The sequence below is a fragment of the Neobacillus niacini genome (assembly GCF_000759675.1).
GTDB lineage: Bacteria > Bacillota > Bacilli > Bacillales > Cytobacillaceae > Neobacillus > Neobacillus niacini_A.
The window spans coordinates 95,703-113,981 of record NZ_BAWM01000045.1 but is presented as its reverse complement, the minus strand read 5'-3'; the positions used below and the strand labels follow the sequence as shown (position 1 = coordinate 113,981).

Annotated in this window: 16 protein-coding genes and 1 pseudogene; 10 read left to right on the top strand and 7 right to left on the bottom strand. The window is 37.3% G+C overall.

What is annotated here, in order from left to right; genetic code table 11:
* Positions 1-3 precede the first annotated feature (3 nt).
* Complete coding sequence (locus TR08_RS17425; protein WP_045520265.1) at positions 4-795, top strand: hypothetical protein; 792 nt, start codon at positions 4-6, stop codon at positions 793-795.
* A 77-nt stretch (positions 796-872) separates the two neighbouring features.
* Here the strand turns inward: TR08_RS17425 and TR08_RS17420 are convergent, their stop codons facing one another.
* The 3 genes from TR08_RS17420 to TR08_RS17410 form a co-directional block, all read right to left on the bottom strand.
* The gene (locus tag TR08_RS17420) at positions 873-1,406 is read right to left on the bottom strand and encodes a cupin domain-containing protein (RefSeq protein WP_045520263.1); all 534 of its coding nucleotides are present in this window, start codon (positions 1,404-1,406) and stop codon (positions 873-875) included.
* Between the two features lie 24 nt (positions 1,407-1,430).
* The gene (locus tag TR08_RS17415) at positions 1,431-2,084 is read right to left on the bottom strand and encodes a methylthioribulose 1-phosphate dehydratase (protein WP_045520261.1); all 654 of its coding nucleotides are present in this window, start codon (positions 2,082-2,084) and stop codon (positions 1,431-1,433) included.
* A gap of 96 nt (positions 2,085-2,180) precedes the next feature.
* Complete coding sequence (locus tag TR08_RS17410; protein ID WP_274521020.1) at positions 2,181-3,365, bottom strand: pyridoxal phosphate-dependent aminotransferase; 1,185 nt, start codon at positions 3,363-3,365, stop codon at positions 2,181-2,183.
* Positions 3,366-3,523: 158 nt separating this feature from the next.
* Here TR08_RS17410 and mtnK point away from each other — a divergent pair, with 158 nt between their 5' ends.
* A complete protein-coding gene (gene mtnK, locus TR08_RS17405; protein WP_045520259.1) occupies positions 3,524-4,747 on the top strand; it encodes an S-methyl-5-thioribose kinase in 1,224 nt (407 codons plus the stop codon).
* Between the two features lie 45 nt (positions 4,748-4,792).
* Positions 4,793-6,010, top strand: a complete 1,218-nt coding sequence (gene metK, locus TR08_RS17400; protein WP_045520257.1) for a methionine adenosyltransferase — start codon at positions 4,793-4,795, stop codon at positions 6,008-6,010.
* 66 nt (positions 6,011-6,076) lie between these two features.
* Here the strand turns inward: metK and TR08_RS17395 are convergent, their stop codons facing one another.
* From TR08_RS17395 to TR08_RS17385, 3 genes are all read right to left on the bottom strand, one after another.
* Positions 6,077-6,280 (bottom strand): YbdD/YjiX family protein, encoded by a 204-nt coding sequence (locus tag TR08_RS17395; protein WP_045520255.1) that lies wholly within the window; start codon positions 6,278-6,280, stop codon positions 6,077-6,079.
* Positions 6,273-8,348, bottom strand: a complete 2,076-nt coding sequence (locus TR08_RS17390; RefSeq protein WP_045520253.1) for a carbon starvation CstA family protein — start codon at positions 8,346-8,348, stop codon at positions 6,273-6,275. Before TR08_RS17390 ends, TR08_RS17395 begins: the two co-directional genes overlap by 8 nt.
* 179 nt (positions 8,349-8,527) lie before the next feature.
* The gene (locus tag TR08_RS17385) at positions 8,528-9,481 is read right to left on the bottom strand and encodes a S8 family peptidase (RefSeq protein WP_045520251.1); all 954 of its coding nucleotides are present in this window, start codon (positions 9,479-9,481) and stop codon (positions 8,528-8,530) included.
* 351 nt (positions 9,482-9,832) lie between these two features.
* On the opposite strand from TR08_RS17385, the gene TR08_RS17380 reads away from it, so the two are divergent.
* The 6 genes and pseudogenes from TR08_RS17380 to TR08_RS31155 all read left to right on the top strand — a co-directional run.
* Entirely contained in the window at positions 9,833-10,702 is an 870-nt protein-coding gene (locus tag TR08_RS17380) for a DUF1002 domain-containing protein (protein WP_045520249.1), read from the top strand.
* Positions 10,703-11,095: 393 nt separating this feature from the next.
* Positions 11,096-11,560: a CBO0543 family protein gene (locus tag TR08_RS17375; protein WP_045520247.1), complete on the top strand. Its 465-nt coding sequence runs from the start codon at positions 11,096-11,098 to the stop codon at positions 11,558-11,560.
* A 165-nt stretch (positions 11,561-11,725) separates the two neighbouring features.
* Positions 11,726-12,283, top strand: coding sequence for an ECF-type riboflavin transporter substrate-binding protein (locus TR08_RS17370; RefSeq protein WP_045520245.1), 558 nt, complete (start codon positions 11,726-11,728; stop codon positions 12,281-12,283).
* A 69-nt stretch (positions 12,284-12,352) separates the two neighbouring features.
* On the top strand, positions 12,353-14,059 hold the full coding sequence (locus TR08_RS17365) for an ABC transporter ATP-binding protein (protein ID WP_045520244.1): 1,707 nt from the start codon (positions 12,353-12,355) through the stop codon (positions 14,057-14,059).
* The gene (locus tag TR08_RS17360) at positions 14,056-14,886 is read left to right on the top strand and encodes an energy-coupling factor transporter transmembrane component T family protein (protein ID WP_045520243.1); all 831 of its coding nucleotides are present in this window, start codon (positions 14,056-14,058) and stop codon (positions 14,884-14,886) included. The genes TR08_RS17365 and TR08_RS17360 overlap by 4 nt, the downstream gene beginning before the upstream one ends.
* 39 nt (positions 14,887-14,925) lie before the next feature.
* Positions 14,926-15,177 (top strand): annotated as a pseudogene (locus TR08_RS31155) (MFS transporter); the annotation flags it as partial.
* 232 nt (positions 15,178-15,409) lie between these two features.
* On the opposite strand, the gene TR08_RS17350 reads toward TR08_RS31155, so the two are convergent.
* A complete protein-coding gene (locus TR08_RS17350) occupies positions 15,410-16,555 on the bottom strand; it encodes an ROK family protein (protein ID WP_045520465.1) in 1,146 nt (381 codons plus the stop codon).
* A 368-nt stretch (positions 16,556-16,923) separates the two neighbouring features.
* On the opposite strand from TR08_RS17350, the gene xylA reads away from it, so the two are divergent.
* The gene (gene xylA, locus TR08_RS17345; protein WP_045520241.1) at positions 16,924-18,255 is read left to right on the top strand and encodes a xylose isomerase; all 1,332 of its coding nucleotides are present in this window, start codon (positions 16,924-16,926) and stop codon (positions 18,253-18,255) included.
* Positions 18,256-18,279 lie beyond the last annotated feature (24 nt).

Genomic DNA, 18,279 nt, shown 5'->3' with positions numbered 1-18,279 from the left:
GAATTGAAATTAACGAATGAGATCGGTATCCCTTTGGGAGGCAGAAAACAAAATAACAAAGAAATAACACCTTTAGATTTTACTGAAATCCAAGAAAGGTCTTTGTTTATTGGAGTTAACATTGGATCTAGTTATCACAATGAAACAGATTGTGCTGTCCTCCTTTATAAAGATCGAACAAATTGGAAATTGAAAACGAATGAAAACGAAGATGCTTTTGAATTTTTGTACAATAATATTAATTTTTTTTCGAAAAATAGATATAAAAATGCGGAAAGTACTTTTTTAAAGGAATATCTCATTTTTACAATAGGCGCTTGTTTAAGTTCTCCAATAAAACCAGAGTATTATATTCGTGATGTCGATGTTGAAAGAAATAATGGAAATAAGATAAATCAAAGATGGGAATCAGAAAGTTATCATAAGATGAGTGATTGGCTAAATCATTTTCCGATATCGGGAGCATCTAAGAGGGTTTATTTAGAAACATGCCCTCAAAGGAATTTTCCTTTTGACATAAAGGAAACAAGAGCAACAGAAAAGGAAAAGTCATTCTTAGTTGATGCATTAAAAAAAATCAATGAAGTTCCAGGTTCTATCCTAAATATACAAGGGTGGAATGAGGAACATTTTAAGAAAGAATATTTTCGAAATGCCTTTGTTTCGATGTTAGTCTCAATTGCTTATACGAGATGGAAATCAATAGATAAATCAGGAAAGTATGACTTCCTAGAAATAATTGCGGATCATGATGGTCTATACTGGCTTCTTGATCAAGAATCACTTAATCATTGAGACCCTCAATTTAGAAAAGCCTCTTTCAGATGAAAGAGGCTAATTCATGTTAATAAAATTAATACGTTTAATCTCCATTATCGTTTAAAATCAGGATCTTCATAAGGGTGAGCAACCCAGCCTGAAGAATCGATAAACAAGCGAACGGCCACAACTTGGCGGTTTTCCACTAAAGTAAAGAAATGGGGTGTGTTAACGGGAACAGAAATCACATCTCCCGGGGACAATTCTACATCAAAATACCCAGCTTCACCCTTGATGGTGAAAATCCCATTTCCTGCAGTAATCGCACGTACTTCATCCTCTGTATGAACATGTACCTTTTCAAACTTTTTCAAAAGCTCGTCCAAGTTTGGAGTAGCATCTGACAATGCAATAACGTCCCATTCCTTATAGCTGCGTCTATTTGCAAGTGATCTAATTTCGTCATCAAAGATCCTTAGAATTTCTTCTTTTTCCTCATTTGAAAGTAAGAAATGATTATGCAGGCTAATAGGTAGTTTGTTCATGTCCCAATGTTCATAAAGGACATCATGTTTATCTAGAAAACTTTTAACCTCTTGTTCTTTTGTTAATCTTTCATTCGTATTACGAATGCGAATATTTGCCATAGTATACTCTCCTTGTTAATTATTTTATTTGAATTTTTTTAGGAAATACATATTAATTTGGTATTCAAAAAGAAATTCAAATGCTTCTAAATGGCGTTTAGCTGTAAAATCACTATCTCCCCAAGCATATATACCATGATTGCGAATTAACACCCCAGGAACCTCCGGTTTGATAACCTTGCTGATTTCTTCTGCTAATTTTGAAATGGAAGAATAGTTTTCTACTATTGGGATGGTTATTGACGCACCTTCTTTCCAAATATCAAAGGCTTTAATAATTTCATGGTTCATGAAGGTAACTTTTCCTTGATCAGCGTAAAGCTCCGAAATAAGGTTATTAGGAATCGTATGGACATGAAAAACCGCTTGACAATTAGGGATTCGTTGATAAATAGAGGTGTGAATTAAAGTTTCAGCTGAAGGTTTTAAGTTGCTGGGAAGTACGAGGCTTCCATCCATATTAACTAAAATATAATCCTCTGGAGTATGAATGGATTTGTCTTTTCCACTAGTGGTTATCGCGATAATAGACTGATTTTGCTCTAATGGGGGACCTTTGACCCGAATGGATAAGTTCCCGCTCGTTGCTGGAAACCAGCCTTTTATCGAAAGTGCTTCTTTCACAGTTTGTAGGGTTTTAAAGGCTTTTTGAATGGCTTCAAGGTTAGTTTTTTCCATTTTTTTGTTATGATTTTCACCTCCTCTAATTTTTAAATTGCTTTAAAATTTCTATTACATCGTAAAATGTCACGAATTCTATATTAGTAGACAACATTAAAAGATTGAGAGCTTAGAAATCCGCTGCACAGCTTCTCGAATTCGTTCCTCTTCTGCAAGCAATCCTAATCGGACATACCCTTCACCATGCTTTCCGAATCCAATTCCTGGTGCGACAACAACCTTTGCTTTCTCTAATAAGGTATCGGCAAATTCGCTTGATGTGTACCCTTTTGGAACTGGCAGCCAGGCAAAGAATGATCCTTTAGGAAGTGGAGCACTCCAACCAAGCTTTTGGAGTTCTTCAAATAAAGCATTTCGTCGTAATTGATAAGTATCAACAAGTTTACCAACGCATTCTTGTGATGAGGTTAATGCTGTAACGGCTGCATCTTGAATGCCGCCAAACAAACCGACAAAATAGTGGTCTTGAAATTGATTGATTAATTGAATCAGCTCATGGTTACCAAGAGCGAATCCGATGCGCCATCCTGCCATATTATAGGTTTTTGACAGAGTATAAAATTCGATACCAATATCCTTGGCACCCGGACGTGATAAAAAGCTGATCGGTTTGTGCCCATCAAAGCCGATTGCTCCATAGGCAAAATCGTGAGCAATGACAATATTATTTTTCTCCGCAAAGCCAATAGCTTCATCAAAGAAGGAACTAGTAGCACAAGCTCCTGTTGGATTTGATGGATAATTAAGGAACATTAATTTGGCATGTTTACACTGGTTAGGCGTTATTTTAGAAAAATCCGGGAAAAATGCATTGGAATAATCTAATGGCATCTGAACCATATCGGCTCCCGCAATAGCAATTCCAGACCAGTAATCAGGATATCCAGGGTCAGGAACGAGTGCAATATCACCTGGATTTAATAAAATTTGTGAAATTTCTACGAGTCCGGTTTTTGTTCCAAATAATATAGCAACTTCCTTTTCTGGGTCCAATGTAACTCCAAATTCTGTTTGATACCAAGTACAGATAGCTTCCTTCAGTTCAATCTTGCCTGTAAACGGTGGATACTTATGATTGATAGGTTTTAGAGCAGCATTTTGTAAAGATTGAACAATATGAGATGGGGTAGGCAGGTCTGGATTGCCTTGTCCAAGATTAATAACGTCATACCCTGAACCAATAAAACCATTAACTTTCCCAACTAATGTAGAGAAAAACTGATTTGGCAGACGCCCCATTTGGTTGGATGCTTTGATTATAAAATTGTTATTTTTCAATAATTAATCACCCCCCTTTAGAAAATAACATATGATGAGATAGACTTTTTAGTGAGTAAACTGAGAAAAACAATTATTTGTCCACCATTTAAAGTCTCAATGTTATTACCCAGTTGCTTTACTAGTGATAAGTATTTGTGAAAGGGAAGAGGAGAAACATGGCAGATTCAAGTTATGGTGTTCTTAGTGAGTTAGAAACAATAAAATTTGTTCGAAAGATTCCGGGTTTATTTGCGAAGAATGCTAACCTCGTGTGTAGGGAAATTGGGGATGGAAATCTAAATCTGGTATTTCATATAAAGGAAGATAGTTTGCAAGGTAAAAGCATCATAATTAAACAAGCTCTTCCCTATGCACGAGTCGTTGGGGAGTCTTGGCCATTAACATTGGATAGAGCACGTATTGAGAGTGAGGCATTGATGATACAAAATACAATTTGTCCTGGTTCAGTTCCTCAAGTTTATCATTATGATCAGGAATTGGCATTAACAGTCATGGAGGATTTATCTACACATATTATCATGCGCAAAGGACTCATTGGCCGTAAACATTATCCGTATTTTGCAAAACACATTGGCACTTTTCTAGCTAGAACATTGTTTTTAACTTCAGATTTAGCTTTAGATCCTCAAACTAAAAAACAAAAAGTACGGCAGTTTATAAATCCTGAAATGTGCAAAATTACTGAAGACCTTGTGTTTACTGATCCCTACTATGATGCAAAGACGAATCAATTTAACCCTCTAATAATGAAAGAAGTAAAAGAGATTTGGGGTCATGTTGAGCTTAAACTCGAAATCGCTAAGTTAAAGGAAAGGTTCCTTACTCATGCTCAGGCTCTTATCCATGGGGATCTTCATACCGGAAGCATTATGGTCACAGAAAAGGACACGAAAGTGATTGACCCAGAGTTCGCATGTTATGGGCCAATGGGTTTTGATATTGGCGCTGTCATTGCTAATCTATTACTGAATTATTGTGCACATGAAGGACATACACTAGATCAAAATGAACGGCTGCAATACCAAGATTATCTACTATATTTAGTGGAGAAAATTTGGACAATCTTTGAAAAAGAATTTAGAAGCTTATGGAAGGAAAATGCAAAGGAACAATTTGCATCTCTACAGGAATATGAAGATGATTATTTGCTGAGGTTACTTCAAGATACCTTCGGATATGCGGGCTGTAAAATGATGCGTCGAGTGATTGGATTAGCCCATGTTTCTGATTTGGAAAGCATTACGGATCCGAAATTAAGAGAAAAAGGAGAAAGATTAGCCCTCGCTATTGGAAAACAATTAGTATTGAAACGGGAAGCAGCACGGGATATAAGAAATCTCACATCTTTAGTCAGGAACGTGGAAAATGGAAAGATTTAAAAGATAAATAGTATCAAAGATTGTTATTTTGGGAGATGAGATAAAATGTATAAAAAACAAAGTCACCTTTTTACATCAGAATCGGTTACTGAAGGTCATCCAGATAAAATGTGTGATCAAATTTCTGATGCTATATTAGATGCCATTTTTGAAAAAGACCCAAATGCTCGTGTTGCATGTGAAACTTCAGTTAGTTCGGATTTAATTGTTTTATCTGGGGAGATTACCACGAACGTCTCTGTCGATTTCTTAAAAATAGTAAGAGACACAATTCGAAATATCGGGTATACAAGCTCAGAGTTTGGACTCGATGCTGATACTTGTAAGATTTTAATAGCTCTGAACAAGCAATCCTCTGATATAGCAATGGGAGTAAATCAAGCGCTAGAAGCCCGTGAAGGTTTAATGACGGAGGATGAAATAGACCAAATTGGTGCAGGAGACCAAGGGCTTATGTTTGGTTTTGCTTGTAATGAAACGGAAGAATTAATGCCATTGCCAATTTACCTGTCCCATAAGCTTGCTAGGCGTTTAGCAGAAGTTCGAAAGTATGGTTTGGTAGAGTATTTACGTCCGGATGGAAAAGTACAGGTTACTGTGGAATACGAAAATTTAAAGCCTGTTCGAATTGACACAATTATTATTTCTGCACAACATAAACCTGAAGTTGAGTTAGAACAAATAAAAAAAGACTTGCATAGATATGTCATTTCTTACGTGGTGCCACCAGAATTGATTGATGAAAGCACAAAATATTTTATAAATCCAACTGGTCGATTCGTGATTGGTGGACCAAAGGGTGATGCAGGATTAACGGGGCGTAAAATTATCGTTGATACGTATGGCGGATTTTCCCGCCATGGGGGCGGTGCTTTTTCGGGAAAAGACCCAACTAAGGTTGACCGTTCTGCAGCCTATGCAGCACGTTATGTAGCTAAAAATATTGTTGCAGCAGGGATTGCAAATACATGTGAAATCCAACTGGCTTACTCTATTGGCGTAGCTGCACCTGTTTCAATAGCTGTTGAAACGTTTGGTACTGGGAAAATAGAAGAGGCTAAGATAGTTCAACTTATAAGAAAATATTTTGACCTTCGCCCTGCAGGGATCATTCAAATGTTAAATCTTAGGCAGCCTATTTATTTTCAAACTGCATGCTATGGCCACTTTGGAAGAACGGATATCAAATTACCGTGGGAAAACACAGATAGGGCAGAATTATTAAAAAAGGAGGCAGAAAAAATAATCACTGAAGGAGCTTAAGGCTGTCAATAATAAATTAAAAAGAACAAAGAAGGTGTCAGACCTACCTTCTTTGTTCTTTTTTGGTTAACAGCACCTCGAAACCTTACCGCCTTTGGCGTTGTAACGGGCTTCCTGTGCCTCACAGAAAAATTCTTTTCTTGATTTCACAGAATCGCCTGGATGGTGCTTTTTCATATGCTCGACGTAAGTTTCGTAGCTTGGAACGCCGACAAGAAGACTAAGGAATTGCTTTCTGTACGAAATAATTTCTATTAATTTGTTAAGCATAATTTTTCAAATCTCCTCCGTCGCGAGGCACAGGTGGTGTCTCATGCAATGGTAATTTGTGGTTTTTAATAATTTTTATCCAAATCTTAATCGCAGAAATTAATACTACAATTACAACCGCCATAAAAATAGCACATAATGTGGCATCAACATAATCATTTATCAGAACTTGTTTCATTTGTGCAGGTGATGCTGCAGGTGCCAGCACTTTTCCATCATTATATGCCTCTTTAAAAATGTTAGCATGTGCTAGGAAGCCGATTTTTGGGTTTTCATGGAATATTTTTTGCCAGCCTGCAGTTAAAGTGACAATTAGCAACCATGTTGTCGGAAGCAGTGTTACCCAAACATATGCTTTTTTGCCCATTTTATAGAGAACCGTCGTACCGAGCAGCAGGGCAATCGCAGCCAGCATTTGGTTAGCAATACCGAAGAGCGGCCATAGTGTATTAATTCCTCCAAGAGGGTCAATAACACCTTGATATAAAAAGTAACCCCAAAACAGTACACATAGCGCCGTTGCAATAATATTTGGAATTAAAGCATCCGTTCTAGCAAATGGCTTATAAGCAGTACCGATAATATCTTGAATCATAAAACGTCCAACACGTGTTCCTGCATCAATCGTAGTTAAAATAAACAGTGCTTCAAATAGGATAGCGAAATGGTACCAAAAGGCCATTAGCGCCTTTCCCCCAATTACATTTGAAAATATTACAGCCATACCGATTGCAAGCGTCGGTGCACCGCCAGTTCTTGAAAGAATGGTTTGCTCCCCAACGTCGGTTGCTAGTGTTTTTAAATCATCTGGAGTTATGGTAAAGCCCCAGCTGGAAACGGTAGTGGCAGCTTGGACAACATCCGTACCTATTAAAGCAGGTGGACTGTTAATGGCAAAGTAAATACCAGGTGTCAATACACAGGCAGCAATCATTGCCATTACCGCAACAAATGATTCAGTGAGCATTGCTCCATAACCGATTGGACGGGCGTGTGATTCACGTTCAATCATTTTTGGTGTTGTACCCGAGGAAACCAAAGCATGGAACCCAGAAACAGATCCACAGGCAATTGTAATAAATAAGAACGGGAAGAGATTTCCTGCAAATACTGGACCTGTACCGTCAATGAATTTTGTAACACCAGCCATTTCAAGATTTGGTGCAACGATAATGATCCCTAACGCTAGTGCAAAGATGGTCCCAACTTTTAAAAATGTACTCAAATAATCACGTGGTGCAAGAAGAAGCCATACAGGTAAGACAGATGCAACAAAACCATAAATAATCATCATGATAGCAATCGTTTCACCTTTAAAGGTAAACATAGCTGCTAACGTTGGATTTTCCGCAACTGTTTGTCCGAAGATTAGTGAAAGAAGTAATAATACAATACCTATGAGGGAAGCTTCACCAACACGTCCTGGACGAATATAACGCATGTAAATTCCCATAAAAATAGCAATGGGAATGGTAGCGGCGATTGTAAACATTCCCCATGGACTTCCCACTAAGGCTTTCACGACTACCAATGCTAAAACAGCTAATAATATAACCATAATTCCTAAAATACCAATCATTGAAATAAGACCGGTTACACGTCCCATTTCGTCCTTAATCATTTCACCGAGTGACTTACCATTTCGGCGCATAGAGCCGAAAAGAATAATAAAGTCCTGAACAGCCCCAGCTAAAACAACACCGACTACAATCCACAGTGTTCCAGGTAAATAGCCCATTTGCGCTGCAAGAATTGGACCCACTAATGGTCCAGCACCGGCAATGGCCGCAAAGTGATGTCCAAATAACACCCATTTATTTGTCGGGACATAGTCTTTTCCATCGTTATGTATTTCTGCAGGTGTTTTACGTTTGTCATCCAGCTGGAACACTTTATTCGCAATAAACTTACTGTAAAAACGGTAGGAAATTGCATAAACACAAACAGCTGCTGTCAAGAGCCAAATTGCATTAATGCTCTCGCCGCTATTTAACGCCATTACTGCAAATCCTGCTGCCCCAAGGGCTGCAATTAATCCCCAGATTACAATTGATTTAAGCGCTTTCATTATTATCGCCACCTTTTCTATATTATACCAATATTTTATTTTATAATTTTGAAAATTAAAATAATTAATTATACCTATAATGACAGACTACTCTGACCAAGTATAAAAATACAAAAGGCAGCCGAATGGCTGCCCTTTGTTCAATCTATTATTCTTGAAAGACCTATTTCATTATATTTTTACACTTGGGCAGATAATTTTTGGTTGAACACATCCGATAAGTAGTCCTCGACTGTTAAGTACAGCAATCCATTGCCTTCGAGTTTTGGCGAGTTTCCTAGAGGAACTGTTCTCTTAATTAATTGTGCATATAACTCAGGCTCTGTCAGATTACGCTCAAAGTTTTTGTTGGCTACATCTTTTATGAGGGCAAGTGCACCGGATATATGCGGTGTTGCCATTGAAGTTCCGCTGAGCCTAGCATATTTTCCGTTTATATATGTTGAAAGGATTTCTTCACCAGGAGCCACTAAGTCTACTTCATTATTCGAATTTGAAAATTCAGAAGAACGGCGTTGCAGATTAATGGCTCCCACGCTGATCACTTCATTGTATGAGCCAGGATAGGAGAATTCATCAGAGGACTCCTGTCCATCTCCCTCGTTTCCAGCAGCACAAACGACTAGAATTTGATTAGCGATTGCGTTTTGAATCGCTTGATGCAATTCAGGTACATCCTCAGAACCGCCAAGACTCATGGAGATGATAGCCACCTTTTGTTCAACTGCATAGTTAATTCCATTTATAATCCAGTCGTATTGTCCTGATCCATTTTTATTGAGCACCTTTAAAATCAGTAAGCCTGCTTCAGGTGCAACACCAATGACTCCGTTATTGTTTTGGACGGCAGCAATTGTACCAGCCACATGCGTTCCATGACCATTATAGTCAGTGTATAAGTCAGGGTTCCCATTATCATCATCTGTAAAATTCCGTCCGCCGATAATCCGTTCACTCAAATCTGGATGGGTGATATCGCATCCTGTGTCCAGTATTGCCACCGTGATTCCTTTACCTTTCGATTTCTCCCAGATTTTTGGAGCCCCAATCATCTTAATACCTTCAGGCACCTCAGATACCACTTCGACGACTTCATTCACTTGATACGGAATTAAACGTAATCTTTTCTCCATTTGTATCCCTCCTGACAGAATTAGTTTTCTGTGTATTCTAGGGAGTTACTAATAGTTTAACAATTCAGAATATATTTAAACAGTTACTTTAGTTGTGTTTTTGTAGAACTAACGTTCCTGTTGAATGAATTTTAATAGACATATTTATTAAACTATATTGTGGTTTAACTAAAGGTTGTAACATTTTTATCTAGCTTGAAAGAATCTTAATAGAATTAGCATAAATGTTATCCATTCTTATAATGAATTCCCAAACCCCTATGTTAAGATAATGCAAAGCCAATTTGATCTATTGGCGAAACATGAACCATTCTTTTTTGAATGATTACATGTATAACAGGAGGTCTTTTTATGAAACGAAAAATACTTGCAATGTTGCTTGCGATAACAATGCTTCTCTCTATTCCTTCTATGAGCTTTGCAGATGTAGTAGAAGGAGATGTTATTGTTTCATTAGGAGAAAACCTAACCGAACAGCAAGAAAAAGATATGTTAGCAGAGTTAGAGGTACCGAAAAACGCACAAATGATTACGGTGTCCAATAAAGAAGAGCATGATTATTTAGGGGAGTTTATTCCTAAGTCACAAATTGGTTCCCGTGCGATTTCATCAGCGAGTATTACTATGGGAGCTAAAGATTCCGGATTAGAGGTTCAGACAAACAATATTACATGGGTTACGGATGAAATGTATATCAATGCCTTGACTACAGCCGGTGTAAAGGATGCAACCATACAGATTTCCGCGCCGTTTGAAGTATCAGGAACAGCTGCTTTGACAGGCATTATGAAAGCTTATGAGGCGACAACGAATAAAGAAATTCCGGAAGAAATCAAAAAAATGGCAAATGAAGAAATGGTGAAAACGGCACAGCTTGGTGACTCGATTGGAGCGGACAATGCTGCTGCTCTCATGGGAAAAGTCAAGGACGAATTCGCCAAGAATGAACCGAAAACAGAAGCTGACTTGCGTACGTTAATTGAACAAGTGGCCGCAGAACTTGGGATTACATTAACAGATGCAGAGTTAGATATGTTAGTAGACTTCTTCAACCAATTGAAGGCGATGGATATTGATTGGAATCAAGTAAAAGAACAGTTAAGTGTGACCGCAGAAAAAGTCTCGACATTTTTGCAATCGGAAGAGGGGCAGTCATTCCTACAGAAGTTGCAAGATTTCATAAATCGCTCACTTGATACGATTCGTGAACTCACTGCTTAATGAACACAAAGTAAAACTTTTAAAGCCCCTCTCAATCGAGATGGGGCTGTTTTGGTTGTTTAATTATAGACAATTTTCTCCCTGCTTTTGAGATAAAAAGCTGCTATGTGAAAGAATCATACCGAATCTAATCAAACGTTTGTGTAATGCATTTTTATGTTGAAAAAAGTTATTTTCACGATTCCTGCAGATGATTAGCGAAAACCGTCACTATTTCCTCGACAATAATTTCTCCTCAAGACTAGCCAAGGTTTGTTTTTCAAAAGGGTTCTTGGACATTTAATCAAACGTTTGATTTGGGGATGCTGCTCGAATTTTGTTGAATACTGAGATGTATTTGTAGATTTGGTAATAATAAAAGGAGAAATTAACACTAGAAGGCGGATTTTTTTTATGGAAAGAATCATTTTGTGGGCATTGTTACTAGTTGGAATTACCCTATTAATATTCAGTTTAAGAAAGCCCTTCATCAAAGACTGGATTATTATTTTTTTATTGAATGCTTATCTTTCAACGTTTATTGGCGTTCTTGTTGTAGAAGAAAACATGATTGAATATCCAATAAGGTTTTTAGATAACTATTTCACTTCGAGCCTTCTGTATGAAAATCTTCTCTTTCCCGTTGTTTGTATTTACTTCTATCAAAAAACGTATAACTCCAGCTTTAAAGGCATTTTTCTATATTGTTTAATGTTCACCTCTGCTTTAACAGTCCTTGAGGTTCTATTTGAAAGATATACCGATTTAATTGAATACCATACATGGACATGGAAGCACACATTTATAAGCACCTTTATTCTCATGTTTTTTATCCGAAGTATTATGCAATTAATAAATCAAAAGGTAAGTAAAATTTAAAAGAAATCCGGCCCAATGAATGAGCCGGATTTCTTAAGTCTCCTAATATAGCTAACCCCAGCTGGAAAATGGTATAAAAGTTCGATACTAATTTATTTGACTCTAAAATAAACTGAATATGAAATATATTACAACTATATATTACCAAAAAAGGAGAGGTTTACCATGAATTCGAAAGTGCTATCGATTAAAACGGTTGTCGCAATCGGTATTGGTGCTGCTGTGTTCATAATTTTAAGCAGGTTTGGTTCGATTCCAACAGGCATACCAAATACAAATGTAGAAACGTCTTATGCGTTCCTGGCCCTAATGTCTTTACTTTACGGTCCTGTCGCTGGATTGCTGATTGGATTAATTGGTCATACGATAAAGGACGCGGTTTTTTATGGAGCACCCTGGTTTAGCTGGATTATCTCTTCAGGAGTCGTGGGATTACTAATAGGATTAGCAGCATCACGGATCAAGCTTCGAGATGGGGAATTTGGTGGAAAAGCTATTATTTCTTTTAATATCATTCAAGTTATTACAAACGCTATAGCATGGTTTTTAATCGCTCCTACTTTAGATATCCTAATTTATGCAGAACCAGCCAATAAAGTATACATTCAAGGCCTTGTAGCGGGTGCGGCTAACATAGTAACAGTTGGTGTTTTAGGAACGTTGCTAGCAATAGCATATGCAAAAACGCGTACTAAAAAAGGCAGCTTGACTCGAGAATTGTAAGAAGTGAATGTCGGTGATCTCCCATCATCGGCATTTTTTATTCGTCTAATAAACAGAAGGAAGTTGAATATGAGAAAACCAGTAATTGAATTTACTAATTTTAGTTTCCACTACCGGGCACAGTCCTCTCCAACACTAAGTGGTATTAATTTGACTATTTATGAAGGCGAAAAAATTCTAATTATAGGACCATCTGGGTCTGGAAAAAGTACATTAGGACATTGTTTAAATGGACTGGTTCCCTTTTTTTATCCTGGTGAAATTTCAGGGAGTTTAAAGATTTTTGGAAAAGAAACAAAAGAGGAAAGTATTTTTAAGCTATCTTCAATGGTTGGTACGGTGTTACAGGATCCTGATGCCCAATTTATCGGTTTAACTGCAGCAGAGGATATTGCGTTTAAACTTGAGAATCAGTTTGTTCCACAAGAAGAGTTATTTGAATCAGTTAACCGAGTTGCTGAACTGGTAGATATGACAGAGCATTTGGATTCAACACCACAGGACCTTTCTGGAGGACAAAAGCAAAGGGTTACACTTGCCGGAAGTATGATTGATAATGTAAATATTCTTCTATTTGATGAACCCTTGGCAAATTTGGACCCTGCAACAGGGAAAACGGCGATTGAACTTATCGACAGTATTCATAAGCAAACTGGAAAGACAACGATTATTATTGAGCATCGACTGGAAGATGTGCTGCATGGTGAGATAGATCGTATTGTAATAATAGATGAGGGTTGCGTATTAGCGGATTTGACACCTAATGAATTATTAAGCTCAAATCTGCTTATAGATACGGGCATCCGTGAACCGCTCTATCTGACAGCTTTGAGATATGCAGGATGTACGATCACTCCAGAGCTGAAGCCTAAAAGTTTAAAGACATTAAACATTGAAGTCAGTAAAACGAAGCTTCATGCATGGTATGAGACCGTGGGAAATGCCGAGAAAAAACCAAAAAATGAGGTTCTTTTAGAATTAAAAAATATTCATTTCGGGTATTCAAAAACAAAAGAGATTATTAAAGATGTTTCATTCCAGATTAACAAAGGAGAATTAATATCTTTAATCGGTAAAAATGGAGCTGGAAAATCAACCCTTGCCAAGTTAATATGCGGTTTTTATCCTCCTGCAGCTGGGGAAATTTTATATGAAGGTGAAAATCTTATAGAACATTCCATAAAAGAGCGGGGAGATCATATTGGCTTCGTACTGCAGAACCCTAATCAAATGATTTCTCAAAATTTCATATTTGATGAAGTAGCACTAGGATTAAAATTCCGTGGAGTACCAGATAAAGATATAGAAGATCAAGTATTTCATGCTTTAAAAATATGCGGGCTTTATGAATTAAGAAATTGGCCCATCTCGGCCTTAAGCTTCGGGCAGAAAAAGAGAGTGACGATTGCATCCGTATTAGTGCTAGGACCGAAATTAATTTTATTGGACGAGCCAACAGCCGGTCAGGACTATAAACACTATAACGAAATTATGGAGTTTTTGTGGAACTTAAATCAGCAAGGAATCACCATTATCATGATTACCCACGATATGCATTTGATGCTCGAATATACAAACAGAGCCATTGTAATATCTGAGGGACAAAAGGTAAAAGAAGACGAACCTGCCAACATCCTTACAGATGAATACGTTATCCGTCTGGCTAATTTAAAAGAAACATCCCTCTATCAATTAGCTAAAAAAGCAGAGTTTCTTGACCAACGAGACTTTGTCAAACGCTTCATTCATTTTGATCGGAGGACCCGGCAGCTATGAAACATAAAATTCTTTCTTACATTCATCAAGAATCCCCGATTCATCGTCTTACTGGAGCTGCTAAACTGATAGGTTTTATTCTTTGGTCATTAACAGCAATGATAACCTATGATACTAGGATACTAGTTGTCATGTTTATTTTAGGGATTATGATCTTTCTTTTATCGAAGGTTGAATTTCGTTATATTTCTTTTGTATTCTATATATTCTTATTATTTTTGTTTATAAACAATATTGCTATTTTTCTTTTTGAACCAATGCAGGGTGTTGAAATGTATCATACGAAGCATGAGTTTCTTCACATAATTGGACATTATTCTTTAACCGCTGAGCAGCTATTCTATCAAGCTAATTTAACGCTTAAATATTTGACCATTATTCCACTGGCATTGTTGTTTATGGTTACAACACATCCAAGTGAATTTGCAGCTTCTCTTAATAAAATCGGAGTGAGCTATCGAATTTCATATGCAGTAGCTCTTGCGCTGCGATATATTCCAGATATTCAGCGGGATTATCAAAACATCTCACTAGCTCAACAGGCGCGAGGGATTGATTTATCAAAAAAACAAAAATTGACCAAAAAATTACGCTATGCATCATCCATCTTAATGCCATTAATTTTTTCAAGCCTCAATCAGATTGAAACAATAAGTGCTGCGATGGAGCTTCGAGGCTTTGGCAGTCAAAAGAGAAGATCATGGTACCATGAGAGACTCTTTACAAAAGCAGATTATTTAGCCATTATGCTTATTGTCCTTTTGTTTGTCTTTTCAATGATCATTACTTTTTGGGATGGAAATCGTTTTTATAATCCATTTATTTAAGTAAGAAAAATAGGCTTTATTAGATTGTGAAAAAATGTTATTTCATCGACTTATCCAATAATGATGGAATATAGCAGTGGAATGACTTATGGTTTTTATGGTTTAATGAGTATCCTTTCTGCCACCTTTGTTTGGAAGTGGGTACCAGGGACAAAGGGAAAAACACTAGAGCAAATGGAGCACTTGTGGAAGGGAAAACAAGATTCAGAAGAAAGTATCATAATTGTCATTGGGGCTGTCCACTGTGGGCAGCCCTACACTATTTTTTCTATATGTATGTGCAAATTTTGAGTCGCCTTTTTCAAAACAGGGTCTTTTATTGGGAAATGCTTTTCGGTGGTCATGGACTGTTATTTTCCCAATCATAAGTAAAGTAAAAAAAACGCGCTTTCTTAAAAAAGTCGGGGTTTCAGCCAAGAAGGCATCCTTAAGCATGGACTATTTTGTTTACCATGGGTTTTAATGAAGTCCATGTTTTTAGGAAGGGTTAAATAATACGAAGCAGCAAATTGTAATAGCACATCTATGAGGTTTTACTATCTTCTTTGATAAAACTATCCACCACAAAAGCAGTTACACCTAAAGCGGTCGAATATTTTTCGAGTTTAGAAAAATCTAATTGCATTTCACTTTGGTGGTACGTGAGTGTATGCTTTTCAATCGTGGTCCGGATTGGCTGCTCAATCCATTCTTTTGCTAACGCTAAACGATTTCCAATGATCACCTGGTCAGGATTAAAGGTGTTAATAATGTTATTAATACCATATCCTAGATATTTTCCAATTTCGTCAAAAATATTAAGCGCGGGTTCATCTCGAATTTCTGCTAATCTAATCAGTGACTCAAGTGAATCTTGGTTCGCCATCTCCAGCAGGGCATTTTCAGAAGCGTAGGCTTCCCAACATCCTCTGCTGCCACAGCTGCAGGGCTTTCCATTGAGATTAATGATCATATGTCCCATTTCACCAGAAAATCCATTTTTACCTTGATATAATTCTTTGTTTAAAATAATCCCGACACCGATTCCAATTCCAGCACTGACATAAATAATGTTTTGATGGTCTTGACCTGCACCAAACTGTTGTTCACCAACAGCTCCTGCATTTGCCTCGTTTTCAATAATGACGGGGACATGGAATAACTCTTCAAGGTCTTTTTTTAACTGAATGTTTGTCCATCCTAAATTGGGAGCAAGAAGGATAGAGCCCTCTTTGTTTACAATTCCGGGAACACCTACTCCTATACCGACAATTCCATACCTGCTGTGAGGCATCTCATCCATTAGAGACTGAATCATATTCTGAACGATTTTCATTATAAAAGGATAGGGGGTTCGGTTAACAGATTGATTTTTTTCAATTAGAATATTGCCTTTTAAATCCGTCAACACGCAAAGTACATAGTTTACCCCGATATCAATGCCAATCGCATATCCGGCCGCCTTATTGAAATGAAGGATCACCGGGCGCCGTCCACCGCTTGATTCCCCAGGTCCTGATTCAAAAATAAGTTCTTCTTCTAATAATTCATTTACTAGGGAAGATACCGTTGCCTTATGCAAACCTGATACTTGAGCAATGTCAGCTCTTGAAATCGGCTCTTTTTCCATCATTAATTGTAAAACGAGTGCTTTATTATTTTTTTTAACTATTTGTTGATTCCATGACATGGTCTCCACTTCTAAAAACTCCTTATTTGGTAGATAGTATCGCTATTTTACCATAGACTTTGTCTTCTTGATATACGAACTTAAACCGCCGTGTTATTAAGGGCTCCGCTAGTCCCTTAAGTGAATGATGACAAATAAACTTGTTTTTATTTTGGAAGTCAATTTTTACGTGTAGTTGAAGCAAACTGACAATGAATAGGACCGTTCAATAAATTTTCAAAACAACTTAGTTTGTCCAATGTACAAACTAAGTTGACGGTGATATAATCTAATCAATTAAAGGTTAAAGATTCAAAGATTAATAACAATCACTTGTAATCTCTTACATGTTGATCTGTTACCTTAAAATTACTAGGAGGAATAAACAAATGGCTTTTTTTGAAACTGTTAATAAAATCAAATTTGAAGGTGCTGCATCCACAAATCCTTTAGCATTTAAGTATTATAATCCAGAAGAAAAAATCAACGGAAAAACAATGGAAGAAATTCTTCGTTTCTCCGTTGCTTACTGGCACACATTCACCGCTGATGGAACGGATCCATTTGGCGTAGGAACTGCAATTCGTCCATGGGATCGTTTCTCAGGTTTAGACTTAGCAAAAGCACGTGTGGAAGCAGCATTTGAACTTTTTGAAAAATTAAATGTTCCATTCTTTGCTTTCCATGATGTGGATATCGCTCCAGAAGGAAGCACGTTAAAAGAAACTAACGAAAACCAAGATGTTATCGTCGGAATGATCAAAGAATACATGAAAACTAGCAAGACTAAATTGCTTTGGAACACAGCAAACATGTTCTCTAACCCACGCTATGTTCACGGCGCTGCAACTTCTCCAAATGCAGATGTATTTGCTTACTCTGCAGCGAAAGTGAAAAAAGCGTTAGAAGTAGCAAAAGAACTTGGAGCCGAAAACTATGTATTCTGGGGTGGGCGTGAAGGTTATGAAACCCTTCTAAATACGGATATGAAGCTTGAGCAAGATAACTTGGCCCGCTTCTTCCATATGGCAGTAAATTATGCGAAAGAAATCGGCTTAAACGTCCCATTCTTAATCGAGCCGAAACCAAAAGAGCCTACAAAACATCAATATGATTTCGATGTGGCTACTGGTCTAGCATTCTTGCAAAAATATGACCTAACAGACTACTTCAAGTTCAATATTGAAGCTAACCACGCTACTTTAGCTGGCCACACATTCGAGCATGAGTTAAGAACAGCTCGTATCAACGGCATGCTTGGATCTGTCGATGCGAACCAAGGGGATACATTGCTTGGATGGGATACTGATGAATTCCCGACTGACTTGTACACTAACACATTGGCTATGTACGAAATATTGAAAAATGGCGGATTAGGAAAAGGCGGCTTGAACTTCGACGCAAAGGTACGTCGTGGATCATTCGAGCCAGAAGACCTATTCCATGCACACATCGCTGGTATGGATGCATTTGCAATCGGCTTGAAAGTTGCGAACAAATTAATCGAAGATAAAGTCATTGATAGCTTCATCGAAGAGCGCTACAGCAGCTATACAAAAGGTATCGGTTTAGAAATCGTGGAAGGCAGAACAAACTTCCGAAACCTTGAATTATATGCTCTTCAATTAACAGAAATTAAAAATCAATCAGGCAGAACGGAACGTCTAAAAGCTTTAATTAATCAATACCTGCTAGAAACACTTTCTAGTGTAACTGTTTAAAACCCCTTTAATATAAATCATAAA